The sequence below is a fragment of the Segatella baroniae B14 genome (assembly GCF_022024235.1).
GTDB classification, from domain to species: domain Bacteria; phylum Bacteroidota; class Bacteroidia; order Bacteroidales; family Bacteroidaceae; genus Prevotella; species Prevotella bryantii.
The window spans coordinates 902,095-922,697 of the sequence record NZ_CP091799.1 but is presented as its reverse complement, the minus strand read 5'-3'; the positions used below and the strand labels follow the sequence as shown (position 1 = coordinate 922,697).

The 20,603-nt window shown below is 42.9% G+C and carries 20 protein-coding genes; 4 read left to right on the top strand and 16 right to left on the bottom strand.

The features are described 5' to 3' along the window. Positions 1-45: 45 nt before the first annotated feature. The 13 genes from L6469_RS03845 to L6469_RS03785 all read right to left on the bottom strand — a co-directional run bounded on the left by L6469_RS03845 (position 46) and on the right by L6469_RS03785 (position 13,713). A complete protein-coding gene (locus tag L6469_RS03845) occupies positions 46-1,614 on the bottom strand; it encodes a glucosaminidase domain-containing protein (RefSeq protein ID WP_050787933.1) in 1,569 nt (522 codons plus the stop codon). A gap of 70 nt (positions 1,615-1,684) precedes the next feature. Then, positions 1,685-4,159: an ArdC-like ssDNA-binding domain-containing protein gene (locus L6469_RS03840; RefSeq protein ID WP_074803316.1), complete on the bottom strand. Its 2,475-nt coding sequence runs from the start codon at positions 4,157-4,159 to the stop codon at positions 1,685-1,687. A 27-nt stretch (positions 4,160-4,186) separates the two neighbouring features. Continuing rightward, positions 4,187-5,620, bottom strand: a complete 1,434-nt coding sequence (locus tag L6469_RS03835; RefSeq protein WP_074803314.1) for a hypothetical protein — start codon at positions 5,618-5,620, stop codon at positions 4,187-4,189. A 13-nt stretch (positions 5,621-5,633) separates the two neighbouring features. Next, complete coding sequence (locus L6469_RS03830; protein WP_039870140.1) at positions 5,634-5,915, bottom strand: hypothetical protein; 282 nt, start codon at positions 5,913-5,915, stop codon at positions 5,634-5,636. 23 nt (positions 5,916-5,938) lie between these two features. Continuing rightward, entirely contained in the window at positions 5,939-6,766 is an 828-nt protein-coding gene (locus tag L6469_RS03825; protein WP_006281999.1) for a M23 family metallopeptidase, read from the bottom strand. Between the two features lie 29 nt (positions 6,767-6,795). Beyond that, positions 6,796-7,503: a hypothetical protein gene (locus L6469_RS03820; RefSeq protein ID WP_006281998.1), complete on the bottom strand. Its 708-nt coding sequence runs from the start codon at positions 7,501-7,503 to the stop codon at positions 6,796-6,798. Between the two features lie 25 nt (positions 7,504-7,528). Then, positions 7,529-8,116: a hypothetical protein gene (locus tag L6469_RS03815; RefSeq protein WP_223918768.1), complete on the bottom strand. Its 588-nt coding sequence runs from the start codon at positions 8,114-8,116 to the stop codon at positions 7,529-7,531. A 120-nt stretch (positions 8,117-8,236) separates the two neighbouring features. Beyond that, positions 8,237-8,947 (bottom strand): hypothetical protein, encoded by a 711-nt coding sequence (locus L6469_RS03810; protein ID WP_006281996.1) that lies wholly within the window; start codon positions 8,945-8,947, stop codon positions 8,237-8,239. Further along, the gene (locus tag L6469_RS03805; protein WP_006281995.1) at positions 8,928-9,416 is read right to left on the bottom strand and encodes a PH domain-containing protein; all 489 of its coding nucleotides are present in this window, start codon (positions 9,414-9,416) and stop codon (positions 8,928-8,930) included. The genes L6469_RS03810 and L6469_RS03805 overlap by 20 nt, the downstream gene beginning before the upstream one ends. 3 nt (positions 9,417-9,419) lie before the next feature. Then, the gene (locus L6469_RS03800) at positions 9,420-11,027 is read right to left on the bottom strand and encodes a toprim domain-containing protein (RefSeq protein ID WP_006281994.1); all 1,608 of its coding nucleotides are present in this window, start codon (positions 11,025-11,027) and stop codon (positions 9,420-9,422) included. A gap of 20 nt (positions 11,028-11,047) precedes the next feature. Further along, positions 11,048-12,679 carry a hypothetical protein gene (locus L6469_RS03795; protein WP_039870128.1) on the bottom strand — a complete coding sequence of 544 codons (1,632 nt, stop codon included), beginning with the start codon at positions 12,677-12,679 and terminating at the stop codon, positions 11,048-11,050. A 34-nt stretch (positions 12,680-12,713) separates the two neighbouring features. Beyond that, positions 12,714-12,986, bottom strand: a complete 273-nt coding sequence (locus L6469_RS03790) for a hypothetical protein (RefSeq protein ID WP_143067204.1) — start codon at positions 12,984-12,986, stop codon at positions 12,714-12,716. Next, positions 12,958-13,713 (bottom strand): DUF4099 domain-containing protein, encoded by a 756-nt coding sequence (locus L6469_RS03785; protein WP_039870124.1) that lies wholly within the window; start codon positions 13,711-13,713, stop codon positions 12,958-12,960. Before L6469_RS03785 ends, L6469_RS03790 begins: the two co-directional genes overlap by 29 nt. Positions 13,714-13,930: 217 nt before the next feature. On the opposite strand from L6469_RS03785, the gene L6469_RS03780 reads away from it, so the two are divergent. The 3 genes from L6469_RS03780 to L6469_RS03770 all read left to right on the top strand — a co-directional run bounded on the left by L6469_RS03780 (position 13,931) and on the right by L6469_RS03770 (position 15,989). Continuing rightward, positions 13,931-14,536 carry a M23 family metallopeptidase gene (locus L6469_RS03780; RefSeq protein ID WP_006281991.1) on the top strand — a complete coding sequence of 202 codons (606 nt, stop codon included), beginning with the start codon at positions 13,931-13,933 and terminating at the stop codon, positions 14,534-14,536. Positions 14,537-14,773: 237 nt separating this feature from the next. After that, positions 14,774-15,496 (top strand): hypothetical protein, encoded by a 723-nt coding sequence (locus L6469_RS03775; RefSeq protein ID WP_006281990.1) that lies wholly within the window; start codon positions 14,774-14,776, stop codon positions 15,494-15,496. 97 nt (positions 15,497-15,593) lie between these two features. Beyond that, a complete protein-coding gene (locus L6469_RS03770) occupies positions 15,594-15,989 on the top strand; it encodes a hypothetical protein (RefSeq protein ID WP_039870121.1) in 396 nt (131 codons plus the stop codon). A gap of 49 nt (positions 15,990-16,038) precedes the next feature. Here the strand turns inward: L6469_RS03770 and L6469_RS03765 are convergent, their stop codons facing one another. After that, positions 16,039-16,398, bottom strand: coding sequence for a hypothetical protein (locus L6469_RS03765; RefSeq protein WP_006281989.1), 360 nt, complete (start codon positions 16,396-16,398; stop codon positions 16,039-16,041). 317 nt (positions 16,399-16,715) lie between these two features. Between L6469_RS03765 and L6469_RS03760 the strand changes: the two genes are divergently transcribed. Continuing rightward, complete coding sequence (locus tag L6469_RS03760) at positions 16,716-16,988, top strand: hypothetical protein (protein WP_039870116.1); 273 nt, start codon at positions 16,716-16,718, stop codon at positions 16,986-16,988. A 46-nt stretch (positions 16,989-17,034) separates the two neighbouring features. Here the strand turns inward: L6469_RS03760 and L6469_RS03755 are convergent, their stop codons facing one another. Together L6469_RS03755 and L6469_RS03750 are read right to left on the bottom strand one after the other, a co-directional pair. Continuing rightward, on the bottom strand, positions 17,035-19,458 hold the full coding sequence (locus tag L6469_RS03755; RefSeq protein WP_039870114.1) for an MBG domain-containing protein: 2,424 nt from the start codon (positions 19,456-19,458) through the stop codon (positions 17,035-17,037). A gap of 663 nt (positions 19,459-20,121) precedes the next feature. Beyond that, entirely contained in the window at positions 20,122-20,469 is a 348-nt protein-coding gene (locus L6469_RS03750) for a DEAD/DEAH box helicase family protein (RefSeq protein WP_223918766.1), read from the bottom strand. Between the last annotated feature and the right edge of the window lie 134 nt (positions 20,470-20,603).

Here is a 20,603-nt window from a genome sequence, read left to right as displayed (position 1 = left end):
ATTCTTTTTTTATAATTGTTAGTCTGGGGGCTGTTCTTTTATTGGCTATCTTCGCTGAAGGGTTTCACTCTGAGTCTCCTGCTGATCACGTGCCAGTTCATAGTTTTGGGACATTTGCTGACTGATACCGATATTGCTGATGATGCCGGCTATTCGCTGTCGTTTTACGTCATCACTCAACGTGCTATCATTGAGGGCAGCAGCTATTTTCTGCATTTCAGCGTTGCTGAGACGGTGTTTTATGGACTGGTTGCCATTTGCCATTTCAAGAGAAGCATTTCCTGATTCATCCAGCAAGAGAACACACGATTTCATGGCTGGTACCAGTTGTGTTAGGTTTATTCTTTTGCTGATTGCAGCCTCTGTTACGGCCGACATTTTTTCTTCCTGGCTTTTGTTGTCAATCTGCAGGGCAAGTACCATCAGTGAAGAAAACATTCCCATGGCCATCTCCATGACGGGGTCGCCATCTATGCCAAGACCAGTGCCACTATCCTCTGAAGAAAGTAGTTTCTTCATCCATCCCTCTGGAGACAAATCTTCCTGACGTTGCTGGCCAATGGCAGCACCATTTTCAACCGTTACGGGATTATCTACCTTGTATTTCGCAAGAAGGTCCTTACCATTACTGAGTAGTTGTTGAGACAATCCACCTTTCTGACAGATTTCTGCAATATATGCCGCGGGGTCGATATTGCGTCGTGTACCGTCTTCGCCTATAGTCTTGACTTCGAAATGCAGATGTGGGCCAGTTGATCTTGTTCCGGTATTTCCCGAGACACCAATCTTCTGACCTGCATGGACGGTATCGCCGACTTTTACATCAATAGTGGACATGTGCATATAGGTTGTCTGATACCTGGTTCCATCCTGACGGTTATACTCGATGGTAACGGTTTTTCCGCCACCATTATTGGTGTTGTGGTTTACTCCCACAATTTTGCCGTTATTCTCTGTCGCCAGTAACGGTTCATTCTTGCAGTGGATGTCAATACCTGCATGAAACTGAGTTCTGTTCTGATCCATTGGGTCACGACGGTTCCCAAAAGGTGAAGTGACGAGCAGGAACTCCGAACGTTGTAATGGAAGGGAATAGAGACCATTGGATTCTGGCTTCGCATTCAGCCCTTGTGTCTGGACCGACAGGACTTTTGCAGAGTTATCACTGTTACGGTAGTCTGCTGAGCCAATCTTCTTGCCTTCCTTTTGCGCCTGTTCTATGACCATTTTGTCATACTTCTGTAGATTGGCACTTTCAATGATGCCACATATCGTATTCACGTAGGTTTTGGAACTTGCATAACCTCCTGCCTTGATGCCTGTAGCCCATCCTCGATAGTCGTCAGGAGCAAGCTTTGCACAGTACTTCCGATAACGGTCACTCATGAGTACCTTAGAGTGGTCTTCATAGCTCTGGCCGACATTGTCATACTTCTTAAACTTCTCGTTAGGCTTGTCATCGTTGGCAAGGATATACGCTCCATTAAACTCTCCCTTTACGCCAAAATGGTTGTTGGCTGTTCTGGAAAGCATACTTTTTCCGTCTGCTGACTCAATGATACCCTGAGCCAGCGTTACAGATGCTGGTATGCCATATTTGCGCATCTGCAACATAGCATACTCAGCATACTGGTTGATATAATCTTCTCTGGATTTGGTCACTGTATTCTGTATTTTTTAATTGTTAACGATGGAATCCTTGGCTTTCCTCATGTCTGACTCCCTGTTTCTGGTCGGTTTGCTCCTGTTGTGATGCAATTCCCGGACTGACCAGCTCACTGATACTTCTTCTTGTGGTCTGACGTGGTGCTTCCAGCTGGTCACAGATTGCCACACGCTCTCCAGCACGGATGAGCTTGGGAAGATAGATGTCAAGTGCGTGGTAGGGAAAACCTGCCATCGCAAGGGGCTTGCCCTTATCATCCATATTCTTTGTGCTCTTGGTCAGTGTGATGCCAAGAATCTTCGAAGATTTCTCCGCATCTTCCTTATATGTCTCGTAACAATCACCGCAACGAAAAAGCAGAAGAGCATCGGGATGTTTCTTTTTAAGGTCAAGAAACTGACGGAGCATAGGGGAGAGCGTTGCAGTCTTGGCTTCCTCCTCAGATGCCTCTTTATCGGCTTTTTTCTGCTGTTTTTCTTTCTCCTCTGCTGATTCCTTCTGTTCTGCTTCCTGTCTGTCGTTATCTTCCTGGAATGCAGCTTGCTGAGTTTGTTCCCTGGACTCTGTCTGAGCCTCCTGCTCGTTCTTGTCAGTGCCCAGACCAACTGATTCGGTTTTGCCTTGACGGAGTACATCTGCAAAGAGTGTGGCTGCAAGATGGGTCTTGAAATCGCGCATGTCATCAGCAAGCCATAGTCGCTGCCATTGTTCCTGACTGACTTCACGGGGAGGTATCTTCTCCATGCCGGCAATCTTAGCGATGCAGAGAAGTCGGCTTGGTTTGTTCTCCTGTTCTTTGGTCTTGAAAATGTTTACTCGCTCTATTCTGCTGAGTTCTTCCGCAGTAGCGTCACTTTTGAAAAGTTCAACTTTCAGAGCAGAATTGTCTTTGAACTGATTATAATACTTCTGTGCCATGTCGAAGCGTACCTGCTCGGACTTTTCATCATTACCTTCTCGTATGGTATTGAAGAAGAGACTGACATCATTCTTGTCAGGATATATAGCAATGGAAGTCTCGTTCTGAGGCTTCATATACATCACCCATTTCCCTGCATCATCTTTGAGCATAAGAATCTTCTCAAAGTCGATGCTGCCAGAACGCTTGATGGCTTCACTGACATCAATCTGTGCCAATTCCTTCAGATTCCAGTTGATGAGTCGGGAAACACAGACTTCCTTATCTTCGAAGCGGCTATCATCTGGATGATAACCATGGATGCCATCGGGATTGAAGAACTTTACGGTATCAAATCCTTCTTTTTTAAGGGCAGACTCTATACGGGTCTTGTTCATGCCTGGCACTTCATTATCTACAGTAAGTGAGGCTCCGGCAGGCAGGATGACATCTGCGGTCTTTCCTGCTTTGTCACGTACTATCACCATCTCTTTTGTGTCCCTGTTCGGAATATTCCTGATTTCGTCGGCTATATAATAGTGTTTGTTCACGCTTTCATGAAGTGCGTCAATACGCTGGTCGGTCAGCGAAGGTTTCTTCTCAATCTTCTCGCCTTTTTCCATCCTTTCCAACATATCCACCGCTTGGTTGACATCTGTCTCTATACTGTCTATCAAACAGGGATTCTCTTTGAGTTCACGCTCCCAGTAATCTACCATCTTCATGCTTTCAGGTGAAAGTTTTGCCTGAATACCCATACTGAGCAGTCGGACTCCTGTGGCAAGTTCGTTGACAAGCGCATTCTGTCTGGTAGCATCGTCAGTAGTCATCTTGCCACCCTGTGCCATGATACCTTCACGGTTCAGACGCTGCGGATGCCCTGTTGCACTGATAAGTTGGGCAACCACATCACGAGCACGGTCATCTGGGCTGTCATAGTTTTCCTCAGAGGGGATGGAAACATAATCCTCTCGTTTGTGGTAAAAGGCAATACCATTGTCTGACATGCGTACATCCACCATGTTCTCACGTGCCTTCAAAAGCATGTCGTTGACTGTTATAGCTGCGAGGTTGCTGTTTGCCACACCTCGGTCTTCAGCGCTTCCGTGTTCTGATACAACACTGGCATAGGCTTCTTTTGCTACAAATGGTAGGGTAGTCTGATCAATGTTGAAGAGAATGCGCATCTCACGGCTGCGGACACCCTTGTACTGCTCCTGCTGTTCGGCAGTCAGCTTCAGATAATCTGTACGTGAAATTTTATCTTCGGGATTCTCTTTGTTGACATACTCATTCCAGCTATACCAGATGAAAGGTACGCCTTTTTCGCTTCCCTTAACACTTTCTCCTCGTTTCTTGGCTTCACTAAACAGGGTGTACAGGTTGGTTTTGTAGCCGTTCTGGTCGCTGTGAAGCGCCAATATGAGGGAATTGAAGGGTGATACGGTCGCCCCCTTGGGATAGAACTGTGGCGCAGTCTTGGAAGATGGATTCAACCATACACCACCATTTTGTCTGGCACTTTTCAGTGCGTTGATGAGCAGTTCGACCTGGCGTTCTGCTGCATTCTTTTCATGCTGATTCTTTTCTGTCATAAGCGTATATTTAGATTTGTACCTGTTTTACCTTTGTGCCAATGGACGTACAATACTCTGCTGCCTTTCCTCGTAATTCTCACGGGTAGTCTGTTGTACTTCACTGTCTCTATAGTTCTGTTGAGCCGTTAGTTTCATCTGATCATTTTTCTTCAGAATGGCATTGGCCAATGTATTCAGAGGCAAAGCTCCCTGATTGCAGGCATCAACGATAATAGGGGAGAGCGTAATGGTACATGGAACCTTGTCGATGGTGGCAATCAAACAGTTTCCTCTTAGTTCCGGGTCCTGTATGCGTGGGTTCAGTGGCTGGTCACTATACTGCATATAGTTCGTTTTTGTAACACCAGCGGAAGTTTCCTTTCTGTCTTCCAGAATCTCATGACCGCCTTTGTTAATCAGATTGGCTCCTCCCATGCTGATAAGCACCATCTTCAGAAGGGGATTCCTGACAAACAAACCTGCTACGATGCTCGCTATAGGAATAAGATTGTCTTTGACTTTCATTCGTGTCTTGCCAGTCAGCATACCTACAAGCAGTTCCGGCATCATAGCAAGGATGTAGCCAAGATTATGACTGACATCAGACATCCCTTTCAGTCCGAAAGAATTGAGCAAGCCGCTCCATCCGTCAGCATTGTTTTGGCTGGATTGCGTTGTTGTCTGATGCTGTCCTTCCTCTGGTTCTGTTGGATTATTGTTTTCGGAGCCTTTGACAGATGCTTCCTTCTGTGTAACCGGTTCAGAAACTGGCTGTTTGGGATGCTCATAGCATTTAGCTTTATCCGTTTTTTTAGCCTGTTCTGCCTTGTATTGTTCTCTGTATTTAGGGTCAATAATCAGGGGGATATCGTCCTTCTTTGAACGACCAGACTTGTCCAGAACTGCATTGGCAGCCAGGTCTATTCCCACGAATCGGGCAGCGCCAGACCAGCTTCCTCCTATGCCACCCATCGTAAGATAGTCTGCAGCAGCACCAAGGGCATAGCCAGTTCCCTTTTCAAGGCGCGAAGGATTGTACTTTTTCTCTGCCTGTTCTGAAATGTGGTTTTCAAGCGGAGATTTGTTCATTGCCTGCGGAAGGTAGAAGATGGTATTTGAGGCAGCTTTCTTCAGGATGTATTCAATAGATGAGCGGGGTATTTCATCCTTAATCATCTTGTCAATCATCCTTTTCTCCATATCGGGAGTAACCGTAATCTTCTGTTTCCTGAGTTCTTCCTTAACCAACAGGATATAGTCCTCTGTATGCTTTGAGTTCCATTTTCCCGTATAACGTAGCGAGTCAAGGCTGGCGGCCTGTGCTGCCATACCTCCATCGGGACCTGCTGCACCAGCCATGATGTATGACAGACTGCTCGTATGCCTGCCAATCTCTTCCAACTGTTTATGGCGAAGGTCTTTCATCACCTTGTCCATGATAGGAATGACCTTCTTGTTGAATATATCGTTACTGTTCATTTTTGTCTGTCTGTTATAGATTCATCTGACTCAGTATCTGTTCTCGTGTCTGCTCGATGGCATGATGATATACTTCCATCTGCTTGGGAAAATATTCTTCGAGCCATTCATCCTTGTCGATGTTGTCGTTGATGAATCGGATGGCGATCTGTCGGTCTATCTCGATGGCATCTTCTCCGTTCTCACTGTTGTTGAACCAGGCTTTAGTCCACCACCGCAGTCCTGAACGGTCAGGATAGACACTCACGATACGTTTGATGTCAAAGCTCTGTATGTCAATCTCCAGATTTGCCAGCGGATCCACGAGGTTGGCTGATGTTATGGCTGCATCGTATACTTTTTTTTTTCGAGTGCACTGAGGGAACTCAGATAGACATGGTGACGGAGTGCCATATAATTGAGAAAGTCTCCAATCAACAGGTTCTGTACCTTCTCAGCAATACCGACACTATGGACACCGAGCCCAAGCGGATTGGCCATGCTGGGCAGTTCTTCAAAGAAGTACCCTTTGCTGGTACTCAGTGCAAAGATATTGCGAAGAGCAAGTTCGGTGTGTTCGGGTACCATATAGAGTCCTTTGTACAGATCGTGAAGATAATCGGGAATATATCTGATCATCAGCTCTTCGATCTCCTTTCGATCTTTGTCATAAGCAGTATGTACATCCATGTCAATAGTAACAAACTCAGGTATACCTACCTTGCCCTGTTGTTCCATGCTTTTGAGATTGCCGTAAAGCATAGTAAGGAACGTTATCGGATCGAGTTCTTCTCCACGGAACCTGACTTCCATATGAAGCAACTGGTCACTGACTGCCACTGCCTGTCCAGCACGGACCTGCTTTCCATAAGTAACGAATACATTGCTCAGATGGGCATAGGTCACTTCATAGTCATCATAGCGGATAATCTGATAAACACCATGTACACTGTCATTGCCCAATCCTGTCACTATACCGCTGGCAACCGCTGATAGCAGATAGTGGCTGGCTTTAAAGTCTATACCATGATGAAAGAACGGTTCATGGGTTAGGGGATGAATCTGCTTGCCGTATGCAAGGGTCACGGTGACATCTTTGTCTCGCTCCTCAAAGGGCATACAGTAGCCGCTTTCTGACTGGAGCATCATATCTTGGGTATATTTCATGCTTTATTCTTTATGTAATCGGTTGAGTATTATCTGAATCTGTGGATGTGTTCGCGTTCTTCTTCAGGCTGTGGAACAAGGGGGAAATCAGACTTTTGAGTATGAGACTCAGCTTTGGCAGACAAGGGTTCTGACGGTTGCTTGTGACCGCTAAGAACCTGTGCCATATCTGCATTGTTTCCTATCATCATCATTCCGAGAACGGCTCCTGCAATCTTACCGAGCCATCCGAAGCGACCGAAGACGAGCAGAGCAGAAACAACCAGTCCGGCAAGACTAAGTCCCGATACATTGCCGCTTCCGAGGTTTCTGAAGAAATTACCTATCATATCACCTCCATTGCCGGAGAAGATACCTCTGAGGAAGTTTGACATGCCACTCCACTTGCTGTCAACACTGGTCAAAGCATCATTCATCGTGTTTACGGCTCCTCCTACGGATTCCGTCAGCCCTGTAACGGAACTGACTGCACCATCCATCTTCTGACTAATGCCATTGATGGTGCCTTCTCCTACGACTGCATCACCGACAATTCTCGCAACACTTTTGTCGGTGGTGAGCTTTTCCCAACCGACATAGGCGGCAGCCCCTCCTGCGGCTACCGTCTTGGCAGATGTACCTAATCCTTTCAACGTCCGCTGTGGATGAACGATGGCACTACCGGCTGACTCTACGGCTGCTTTGCTGCCTCTGAGTCCCCATTTGCCGAATGATTTCAATACTGTACTCCAGCCCATATTTTTCTGGTTTAATTATTTCTTTCTAAAATCTTGCAGAACGCTTCCAGCGTGTCATGCATTTCTTTATTATCTCTTGCTTGTCTGCCTTGTCCCTGGATCCGTCTTCTATCTCGTACCATACATCGGCCATGCTTGTGTATTTGACGGCTTTGGAAAGACGTAACAGTTTCCTGTTCATGTCTTTCAGTTTCGGTCTGATGCCGAATACAATTTCCATTCTCTGTTTTTCAGTCATCTTGATATCTGATATACAGACCTGTCTGATGTCATTGACAATGTCAACGCTGTTCATGATGATTTCACGATAGATTCTATTCCGGTTAGCTGACAGAGCTACCGCAACGGCATTGCCGGGATGGGCACTCAGCTGTTTTTGGAAATTCCCTATATTGTCAGCCATCCTGCTGATTTCATGAAAGAATCCGTATGTCTGTGCAGCGTAGGTGATAATGGAATGAAAGGAATCCAGATAGTCATTGAACTCCTTCTGAAGATCCGTCGTGGCGCTCACTTCTTCTTTTATCCACACATGTCCTGTGGTTTCAAGAAGCATGGCGGCCTCTTGCTGCTTGTATTCTTTCTTTGCCTTGTCTGTATAAAGCATAATCATACCGGCAAGAGCAGGATCATTGCCTTGTGCTGTTACAGTGTCTCCCAGTTCTTTGAAGGGAATCAGGAAGAGTAGGGAAAAGAAGATAACTTTCAGAGTGTGATGCATAGTTTCCTGTATTTATGGTCTGACCATCCTTCCGCACCTAACCCATCGTTCATGTGCCTGCGAAGCAATCTCTCCATGACTTCTGTCAAGCATTCCTGCCGTAACAGAGTTCCAGACATCAGTCATCGTATAATATCGGATGCATAGCTGAAGCTGACTGAGTTTTTTGCTGAAAGCAGCAAGTCTGTCATTCAGTTCCCAAAGGGTCTTGCTGCGCTCTGCACCTGTCAGCATGTTCTCCTTTCCTCCTTTGGCAATGGCATCCTTCAATAGCGTATAGACACTGACAAGTTCCGTGGCTGTCTCCAGGTAGAGATTGTTCATCGACAAGGTCGCCACAATGCCCTGTGGATGGCTGCTGATGGCTTTTCTCAGATTGATAAGACCCAAAAATATCCGTACACCGTCGTCATAGAGATGAGAACAGGCATTCAGAGAAGATGCATATCCACTGACATTCTTGATATAGGAATTGTACTTCTTCTCCCACGAATGAATCATGGTGAACTCTGCAGCTATGGTGTTCTGCAGTAATGCGGTCTTCTCCTGATGGTCAATCTCCGTACTGACTTGATGGTTGATGAGTTCATTGCCTTCCGCAAGGGCAACATACTCTAATGGGTTGCTCGATGCTATCTGTGCATGGATATGGCTGGCACCAGACAATAGTATAACACAGACAATTCCGTATATCTTATTCATATTACCTGTTCGTGACTTCATATATGTGTTTTATCTGACGGTTCCATTCTACTCGTTCTCGGATAATGCTGACTACATCAAGGTTTTCTTTGACACCTAAAATGTCGAGTCGGGGACTGGTTCTGTCACCGCTGTAGATGCTGACCGTCTTCAGTCCGAAAAGCTGTTCAGCAAGGCTGCGGTTGACTTCGTAATCAACAACACGGTATAGCTCAATATAGTCATTTTTGCGTCTGAAAACGCCATGTTCAATGATTAACTGTTCACTTGAAACGATATATTTCAATGTGTTGAGATACAAGCATCTATATAATAGTACTAAACCAATGATACAAGCACAGACAATGAAAGGGAAACGAATGGGTGTTCCTTCCCAACCTGCTGCCAGCAACAGTAACAGGGTAATGATAAAAAGCATTCCCTGACTGATGAAATACTGTGCCCAATGGGGACGCAGTGTGATGGTTCTGAATCGTTTGATACTATCCATTGGCTATCTTCTGAAATGTCTTTTTTCTTCCTGGTCGTTGACTTCTTCTTCCATCTCCATATTGCCCTGTTCATCCATCAAAGTGGTATAGTCTACATCATGCAGAAACTTCTTTTCTTCCTTCTCGTCAGGTGTGTCATCCGTGACAGTTGTCTGCTGCTCTTTTGGTTTTTCCGTGATTATTTCCTTCTCTGCAATTCTGGCAGTTCGGTCATTTTCTTCACGAATATGTTCTTCCTTGATGTTGAGTTCCTTGCACAGTTCATCTTTGAAGGTCTTATAGCTGTCACTGCATACTTTAAGTGCCTCGCCCTTGTCTTCTGGTGCAACAAGTCTGGAAGCACAGAGTTCCATGGCTTCTTCCTTGGCATCAACATAGGTATTAAAGAGTTTTTGCAATGGCTCAGGAAGCAGGGAAATACGTTCATAGTCGAAGATGGACAAATGAAGGATTCCTTTGATGGATGGGAGAGCATCGTCCTGACGGAAGGAGTCAACATAGTCTTTGAGACTTTCTGGTACATTGGCATCGTAAAGAGGATGTTGTCTGGTCCTGATCCTGTCAAGAAGCTCATCGTTGAAATCCTTGAATCCTTGTGATGGTTCTTCGCGGATGATGTGCTTCTCCGGTACATTCTCGCGTATTGCCAATGCCTTGAACTGCTCTGCGAACCTATTACCTGCTTCATCCATATCAAAACAGAGGTGGAAACAGGCAGCTTTGGCTGTATGCATCAGTCCTTCGAGCTGTCGGGTAGAAGGATTGCCTCCCGTGCTTGCATAGATGGCTGTCTTCAGCACTTTCTTTTCCTTATAGCTGAGCTTACTGTCCTTTCCTGTCAGCATCTGATAGAATGCCATGGCATCATATGCACTTTCGAAAATGAAGACCCTTTGGGCATCCTTTAATGATGTGTGCTCTGGACTGGCTATCCACATGCCTTCACTGGCATTGGAACCTCGTGCCATGCCTTTGTACGATTTGCCATCCTTGCCTTTTCTGCCTCTTTCCTCAAAGCCAACGACCTTGTTTGGACTGCCTGGAATAGTCATTGGAAAGGCAAGATTTCTCAATACATTGCCTGATTTTGTTTCCCTTGATGCAAGGACAAACGCATGACGGAAAGCATATTGGGTACTGAGATCCAGTCCTCGCTGCTGGAAATACGGAAAGAAAGGTTTCTGTGACTCTCTGTCATCACCTTTGAACTGATGCAGTTTGTATTCTTCTATACGGAATGGCTCCAAAGGTGGCAAAGTTGTTACCGTCCTGCTGTTTCGCTCTTCTATAGGAATATTCAGAAGACGGCAGCATACGAGATTTACAAGGCGGTCTTTGTCCATCCCTGCCTGATAGTCTGCAAACATCTCTGGGTGTTCCTTGATGAAAGAGATAATGTTGTAGTTCCTTACAATTGGAGGATGAAAACAACATTGACCATTGCCGCAGACAATGAATTTATCATTATGGATGCGGTGACCGGTGCTGTCCAGGCGTATATATGTGGGATAGCGCAGACCATCACGCCTATTCAGTGTGTAGCCTGCTTCCACCAGCACATCCTGTATGCTGAGTCGTGCCTTGTAATCATCGTATGTGAGTTGTGACATAGTTGTTCTGTTATTCGTTATTATCGGGAATGACCGAGTCCTACGCCGTGTTCTCCGGCATTCAGACCTGCTTCAAAGGCTCGTGCTGCTATATCATGAGGGGAATCAACACCAGGTTTCATGTAAACGGTGTGGGGACGGCCTTCAAATTGTTCCTCAAAGATGACCGGTCCACAATGGTGATGACCATGGGTGAGTTCTCCCATAACAGCAAGTCCTGCAAGAAGGGCGCCTCCGATTTTGGCTCCGACATTGGCTTCCATTCCGGGAACGGTCTTCATATCGACTTCATTGAAGATATGAGAGAAAAGCTTCATGCGGTGGTAGTCATCGATAGCCATAAACTTGTCGTACTGCTTCTGCGTGATGTCATGGCTGATACTATCGCCATTGATAATAGCGGTCATGCGGTATTTGACTTCACTTTTCTTGTCTTTTTCCAGCTCGCCCTGCTCGTTGCGGACAGGCTCAACTTTGATGTCATCCACATTTACCTCTCGTCCGTGTACCCCTTCTCTGTACCACCCCTTGCTCTCGTTGAGCTCATAGAGGCTGTTTCCATCTACATGGGCTATACTCTTGTCCTCTTTCTCTGCCTGTAATGGCAACTGCTGTCCGTCCATTGCCACAATGGTATCATCCTGCATTGAAAGAGGATGGTTAAGCTCGGCTTCGACTTCGGGTCTGAGCTTGATGCTGATCTGCTGCTTACTGTTCAGCATGTCCATGGTTATCTTGTCTTCGAAGTCGTTACGGATGATAACATTCAGTGTGTCAATCCTTGAACGCAGTGGTATTTCCTTCAGTGAATTGCTGGTAAAAGCCTTTAGTTCTTCGTCTGTGATATCATAGACAAAATCCTGTCGGGTGGCAGCAGACTGGACAGTGAGTGTTTTCTTTTCTGGGTCAACAACAAGACCGTGACTCTGCAGGCATTCCCTCCATTTCTCATCTGAGAAATAGACTTCGCTGGTAACGAGCTCTTTGTAAGGTTTGGCATCTTCCCGGGGTCTGGGAGGTATCTGCACAGGTGTTATGACAGTTTTCAGGTCGTCGAGTACATCTCTCCGTGGAGCAGGAACGTCTTGTGTATTTCCTTTATAGTAAAAACCATAACCTCCGCTCTGTAACTCTCCTGGTTTCATGCGGTAGTCAGGACGTTCAGGAACCATGGGCGCACCTTGCATGAACAGGGCCCCACCGACTCTTCGCATATGCCATCCAGCCTGTTGTCGTGGTGTCCATCCAAGAAATGCCCGATGCGGGACCCCCCACATCATAGCTCTTTCCATTGGCATTCGTCCATACTCACCGACACCAATACGGTAGCCGTGGAGTCCCATAGCTACTCGTCCGTTGGCATTGCGTGCATGAACAAAATTCTTCGGTATGTAGAAGTCTTTCTCAACAAGCTCTGCAAATGTGTTGTAGGCAGTCTTGTTGGCATAGTTGGAACCCCAGTTACAAAGAGCTTTCATCTGCTGTGGGGTAATATTGTATGTTATCAGCGGTGAGTCGTGTCCTTGAACGGCAAGTTTCCAGACATCACCTTCACGGATGATATGTCCTTGCATTCCGTTGCGTCTCAGCAAATCTTGTAGTTCCCAGGAGAGATCTCCTCGCAGAGGTAATGAGTTTGATCTTATTGACATGGTCGTTGTCGTTTTAATGATTGTACAGTATGCGTTAGTTGTCCATGTTCTCCATCATGAGCTGATGCTTCATTTCAAGAAACTCGTAAGCGGAATCTTCATTGAGTTCCAGCTGTCGCTCAATGCAATATTCCACATATTCATCCACGTACTGTGGCTCGAACTCCTGAATACCCTCCAGATAGGAGATATTCACGTTGTCCAACACTGCGTTCTGGGCAGCAGCTGCTGCATAGTCTTTCTTTTCCATCTTGATTTGTGCTTTAATAGATTTGAGTTTAACGGTGCATGCCCATGGCTCTTGCACCTGCTTTCTTCTGTTCCTCCCAGATGGCTTCAGTATAGTCATCTTCACGAATATACTCCAGATTGCCGTTTTCGTCCTGCATCCAGCAGCCGAAAGCACCGAAATTGTACTCCTCAAACCCTTTTTTGTTGCGTTCCTTCCAAGCTTGCTCGTCACCATCATTGATGCGAAGGCCGCACTTGCTGGTCAGATCTACTCCAACTGTCACAACATCCTTATCATCAAGCACGAAAGTAACCGTATCTCCTTTTTCTAAAGCCGATGCTTCTGTCTCGCTGAAATGCTGATTTGTATAAAGGGTATTCATATTCTGACGGATAATGCTTGCAGGAGCAGAGAGAACCTGTTTGGTACCTTCGTCAATCTGCACATAGCTCAGCACTTTCTGGCCTTCTTTATCTCCAAGCTCTGCAAGAATTGCCTTACCATCCGTCAGACGGGCCTGCTGCTGGGCATCAAACATGCTGAGGTCTGCTTCACGAAGTTCAGGGAAAAAGAGGACGCCGATGCTTTGGTCTTCATTGGTGAAAAATCCGAATCGGGCTCTTGCCTTGATACTGTCGCCTTCTTCATTTGTGAATAGAACTGGCAGGACAGGTGAGCGGCGTCCGGCAGAGAGGTCTGCTAGGACATGGGTCGGCAGGTCTTCTATCATTTCTCGGGTTAGCCCGAATTGTGCAAGTGTGTTGTATGGCCACTCGCTGTCGTTAAAAAACTTTCTGTTCATTGTCGAATTGATTATGTACGTAAAAACAGTGCAAATCTAATCCTTATTTACCCTGCTGACAGATGTTTTATTTTTAACCCTTCTAAAATTGACAACATTTAATATACGAGTATGATTTTACATGAGAAATCAAACTCGCATACTAATTTATGTTATAGGCTTAGATGTTTGTCTGTAGATTCTGCCTGTCAGTCGATATTGTCTATACATTTGTGGCATGAAAACTTCAATAATACTTATGTTTGGGCTTTTGTCCCTGTCTCCACTCTGTTGTCAGGCTCAATTCTATACACTCGGACCTGTGTCGCAAAACAGGTCATTGCATATAGTAAATCCTCCAGAGCAGTTATCGCTTGCTCCAAAGGATTCTCTTGATATGTCAGATAGTGTAGGGGAGAGCTGCCAGATTTCACTGATACCACTTGTTTCTTTCCCTTTAAAACAGATTAAGGTCGTAAGCAAGTTCGGAATGAGATACCATCCTGTTTTTCATAATAAGATGATGCATAACGGCGTTGATCTGGCTGCCAACTACGAAGTGGTGTATTCCATGTTTCCGGGACGTGTTGTGCAGGTGGGTAATGACAAGCGGTCTGGTAACTTTGTAATTGTCAAAACGGATTGCTATACAGTCAGTTACTGCCACTTGTCGAAAGTGTTTGTCCGTCAGGGTGATTTCGTGGAAGCAGGAACGCCTATCTGCCGTAGTGGTAACACGGGAACATCTACAGGTCCTCATCTGCATCTAACAACAAAAAAGGATGGCAAGGCAATTAACCCTGCTATCCTTTTGGAGTATATCGTACAAGTGATGGCTATGTAGGTTGCTGAATGTTTGCAATACATACGTAACACAATCACGATTTTGTAAAATAATGTATTGAAGCATTGTTAAAACCGTAATAATCAGTCGTAATTAGTAGAAAAATATGTAAATTTGTAGGCGGATAGAGTGAGAGTACCTTGTCACTCCATAAGTTCCATATCATCAGAACTATACTCGATGAGGAATAATTGAACTGGAAATAATTGAATAACACCTCATTTAATTTTTTGTTATATGCGCATTATTATTCTTGCAACACTTTTAGCCATAGCGACTTCTGTTAAGTCCCAGACTCTTATCAAGGAAGAATCTGATTCTACATTATTGTCTGAATATAATGATGGACGGTTGTGGGCGTATCGACAGATTGATGACATTGTTGTTGGTATGACAAATTATCAAGAAAAGGATGATTACGGAAAATACTATCAAATAGCCATATTTATCAAAAATCTCGGTGATAATTCCATTACATTCAATCCAGAGAATGTAGCCTCTTTGCTATATACAAATCAGGGTGATTCTTTGGATATGCAAGTATATACCTACGAGGAGTATATGAAAAAAGTGAAGAATGCACAAGCCTGGTCAATGGCGTTGCTCGGCTTTTCTGCTGGGTTGAATGCAGGTATGGCTGGTTACCAGACAACTTATACTACTTCATATATGCCAAATGGAATGGCATATACACAAGCTCATACAACATATAACTATGCAGCAGCATCTGCTGCTAATATGGCAGCAACGACACAAATGATGACACTCAGCAAGATGATGGCAGATGATAAGAAAACCATCTCAAAGGGCTATCTGAAAATCAATACAATTCATCCTGATGAGGGTATCATAGGCTATATGAATATCAAGCGCAAAAAAGGCAGCAGAATGACAGTCAACATTCCTGTAGAAGGCAAAGTTTTTTCTTTTGATTGGGATTTAAGGAAGAAGAGCAACTAAGGTTATTGCCAGAGACATGAGCATAGATAAGAAAGGTTAATCTCATTCGTTAAGGGAAAAGAATAAATATAATGCATGGTTAAGTAAAGTATTAAATATGAATAGTGTTAAGTACGTCTTACTGAAAGGAAATGAAAATTTTCTCGACCACCCAAAGAGTATTGCTTTATTTGGTAAACTCTATTGGCGAAAGTCTACAAAGAAGCTAAATGTCGGTGATATTGTATATCTTTTCATGTCTGGTAAAGGACATTATCAAATAAGATACAAATTAGAAGTGACCAATACAAGCGTGTCTCGACCAGACGAAAAATGCTGGATAGCTCCATTTTCCCCAGATAATGATTGTTTTGAATTAACCCCCGTTGCAGCAATGTATAAGGGTAAAGAGCTTGGCTATGACGAATTGGAGGAGATAGGAATAAGCCGCTATACTCAGTATTCAGAACTTAATAAAGAACAAGTGGCCTTTATAGATAAATACTTCCAGTAATCAGTCAAAATCAAGCTCTTCAATAAATATTGTAAAAGGGGATAAATACTTAGTTTATAAGTCTTTTTTGTATGTTATATCTTTCCAATGTAGTGAAATCAGATATAGATTCTGGACTCACCATCAAAGACTTATAGTGAAGACAACCATTATATCCCTTCGAAGACTTCAAACCCTTTATGGATTGCTCAATGAGCGCTGAACGAATTGCCGTTGCAGCTTGATCTGATTCGTCAAACAATATGAGTGTACTCTTGTTTTTATCTGCCATGTCCTGCAAACGAATCTTTTCATACAGTATCGGGTCAATCCCATAAATGGCTTTGTGAACTGTCATTAATAGAACCTTCTTACGTCTGTAACTCACTTGCGGATATGCTTCTTCCAACTCTGGGAAGCGGGAGAGCATAGCTTCAAGTGTAGCCTTTTTCAGTTGTTTGGTGTCCTCGAGATGCTTTCTGAAAAGGTCAAAGAATCTGCGGACATTTTTTCTGAGAACTGGTTCACTTTCATTAATTTTCCTCTGAAGAAATTCATTATTACCATTGTCATCAAGCGTTTTAACCAGACTTGAAAGACCATTAAATATGTTCCTTACAGCATTAAAGGAATATTGTAAATTCTTTACGTTATAACCTTTATGTTCCTGTTCTCCAATATGGTAACATATTCCAATATTGTATGTACCTTTGTACCATCACTATCATATTAGTGGCTATAATAAAGATGGAGATAACATATATCAATGGTTTCATAAGTGAAGCATGTTTGAGAGGCTTGAAAGATTTCGAGCAAGTGAGGGATGCCATTATTGTGGCGAAATGTGAGGGATTTCCATACAGAGGAAGGCCAAAGGATATGGCAAGGGATGTTCTTGTTCATGTCCTCAAAGTTGTCCGTTCTGAAACAGGATTATTCCCTGTCATTATTGAGAGCTTCGGTGGTACGGATTCCAAAGGTGATTACACGACAAAAGTAGTTTTCCAAGCCGTTGGATAACTGTAGAGGGGTGTGTCACGTGACACACCCCTATCATTCTCTATTGTTAAAGTCTTACCTTGACTCTCAAATCCTCAAGATTGATAATATAGGTTTCGTTATTTGGCAACTCCACATCAACTTCAGAAGATTGAAGTTTCTGGCTTTTTACTAGTTTGCCATCAATGGTGTATACCTTTAAAACTTCATTAGGTCTTGCATTTTCTACTTTGATACCAAATGATGTGCCAAGTATTTTAGCAGATGATACTTTTGTAGAAGAAATGCCATCAGCAGAAGATTCATACACGACATTCAATGTAGTTGACGTATTGATATTAGGTGTTGTGAATCTATTGTTATCATTAAGTTTTCCTGTTATATCTTCATCATTGAATGATACTGAATGGATTTTCCAACCATCAGTTGCTTCAATAGTAAATGCATATACACTTCCTTTAGTAACTTGGGTTCTAATTAAACCTTTTTCACCCTGGATGATAGTTAAAGTTGGATCTGCAATAGTGTTTCCGACTATATTGATTGCATTGGTCACCCTTGGAGTACCATAATAGTTGTTATTACCATTTTGAGAGGCTCTCAATAGAATTTGGCCTGCAGCAATACAATCAATGTATGTTTTTGAACCGACTTTGTACAAAGAAGCTGAATTATTAGAATCCATTGTATACTCAACAGGAAGACCAGAAGAAGCCACAGCGGTTAGCTCAACTTGGGAACCAACTTGAACATTTGACAAATCTTGATTCCATTCAATAGTTTGTTCAGACTTGTTAACGGTCAATAATCCAGAGATATAAAAGAACTTATAATTAGTCGCATCACCACCAGATACATTTATTGGATAAGTACCCACATTGGATGTTGATATTGCAGAACTTTTTGCAGTTGGCTTTATAGAAAGACTATTTTCGCTATCATTACCCACAAAGCCTTCATATTCAACAGTAAATGATGGATTCTCTTCACCATAGATTCTTTCAAAGTTTCCAACCTTTGCAACCAACGGTCTCTTAATTATAGAAAAAACGCCGGGGGCATAAACAATATTGTAGTTGTTAGAACTAGCATCCTTTGCAATAATCTCATAAGTTCCCACATTGCTTGTTTGATTGGCAGTAGTTGAAAGTGTTGGCTGAACTTGCAATGCAGTGGATGCATTGTCACCATTTACAAAACCAGTACAAACATATGTGAAAGATGGATTCTCCTCATAATAAATTTTGCTTACATCCTTTGCTTTAATGGTAAGTTGAGCCGGAGTTATTGACAATGTTCCATTCGTTACTCCAGAGATCTCATAATTTCTAGGAGTACCTGTAGTCATTTCAATGGGGTAAGAACCAACAGCACTTGTTACCGTTGCTGTTGTCTTAAAGTTTGGAGAAGCAGACCAAGCTGGAATAGTTTCATCATTTTTCAGTCCAGAATAATTTAGGGTGAAGGCTGGATTTTCAGAACCATATACCTTTGTAGCATTATTTACTGATACTTCCAAGGCTGCCTTGGTAATAGTCAATGTACCAGTTTCATACTTTAGGGTATAGTTCTGTGCAACGCCACCACTAAGAGATATGGGGTAGGTTCCTACATTACTTGTTGGTGTCGCGGTAGTTGTTACAGTTGGTTTCGTTGTGATAACACTTTCATTATCACCATTTATAAAGCCACTATATGTTATGTTAAATGCTGGGTTATTGTCACCATAAGCCCTTGACGCATCATTAACTTTTGCCGTAAGTTCTACACTCTTAATAGTGTATCTATATGCAACTTCTGTAGAGAATGTCTCTTGACCGTTTGTAAAAGTTACTGGGATATATTCGATATATGTTCCTACATCCTTTTTTAATGTCGGCATAGATAATGTAGCGGTATAACCTGATACATTATTTCTCCAAGTAGTAGTAGGAGCATTCCCTGTATATGAAAAGGTGTTGTTATCGAACGAAATCATTTCATATACAGCACCATTGTTTATTCTAGCAGAAGGGGATGAGTAACTACTAATATCTGGAACATATGTATAACTTGTTGCAGTCCAATTAGAAGGCGGATTTTTTCCTAGATAAATCATAGTTCTTAGCACATTGCATCCAGAGAATGATGTTGAAGACATTGTCTCAACAGATGCTGGAATTACCATGGAAACAAGTTTTGAACAATACCCAAAAGAATACTCCCCAATTTTTTTAAGAGTCTCTGGAAGCGTGATTTTTGATGCTGCAGAACTATAACCAGCACGAGAAAAGCCGAATACCTGATCTCCAATTTGAGTAACTGTATAAGACAATCCGTTATATGTGATAGTTGAAGGTATGGTGTATGAATATGCTCTGTAATTATCTCCGTGCCAAGCAGACACATCATCACTAGTTACATATGCTTCTACACCAGATAAAATGTAGTACAAGTCACCGACTTTAACTCCATCTGCACAAACGCTTAATGGCAAGATAGCCGCTAGCATTACAAACATTAGTCTTCTTTTCATATTCTTGAATATTTAATAGTTATTATCTATATCTATGTAAAAACTATCGCTACTATATACACCCTTTAATCCTTGCAATATCTGATTGATACGCACAACCGCTGTATACATCTCTATATAGCTCAACGGCTAAAGGAAGTTTTGCTTGCCAAGGTATAATGAAGTGATGTATACGGAAGGTGATGTCTGATATTACCAGTTCTTCATTCAGTAAAGAATTGTCATTGACCCAAATAAAATGCCCGTTTTGGATAAATCTTCTTTGCTCTCCTATAGGCAATTCATTAAGAGAATCTGCTACGAAAGGCTCGTGAGCGTATGATATTTTGTGGCATAAAATGGAGATTGGCTTGTACATGCAACTTCGTCTTTATTTAGAACGATAAGTATAATCTCACCATCTATATTGTAGAATTGTGGATTCATTACGGCAAAGCTGATTTCGCCCACTATGCGTTGTAAAGGTACTCAAAAAATTTCAATTGTCGCTACTTTTAGTGTTACATAGGTGTGTTTTTAGATAAAATTTGCTTAAATTATGTACGAAACAATGATTTTATGCCATCTTCTCAATAAAATGTGTACATTTGCAAGGTAATGTATAGGAGCCATATTATTGGAAAGTCATTTAAAATGGAATTAAATAGTTTGATAGCATAAGCGTTGAAATGAGCCATTATTAACTACCTTGATTATGACTTCAGGGTTATTTTCAATTACCATTTTGTCAATAGGAGAAATCTGGCTATTCCCCCCATTGATAAAACGGTCTATTTCTCTATTCATGCTATCTACCAACTTGTTTTGGACACATAAGATTATAATGCGATCAAACTCTTTGGGATAGAATTCACAAGTCAGTTTGCCAATAGTGTACGACTTTCCACCACCTGTGGCAATGTCGCAGATGTGAAGACCCGGCGTAGCATATTTCTTGAAGATTCCTTCAACGTGCTCACTTAGTTGTTCTTTGTATGTAATAGACATTATTATTCTATTTTACGTGCAAAAATAATAACGTGTAGTCTCAAATCATGGTACAAGTTTGAAAATATTTTTATTATTATCTAATATTGTTTGTTTCGCGATCATGAGGATTGCTTGGCTCTTAATACTCCCAA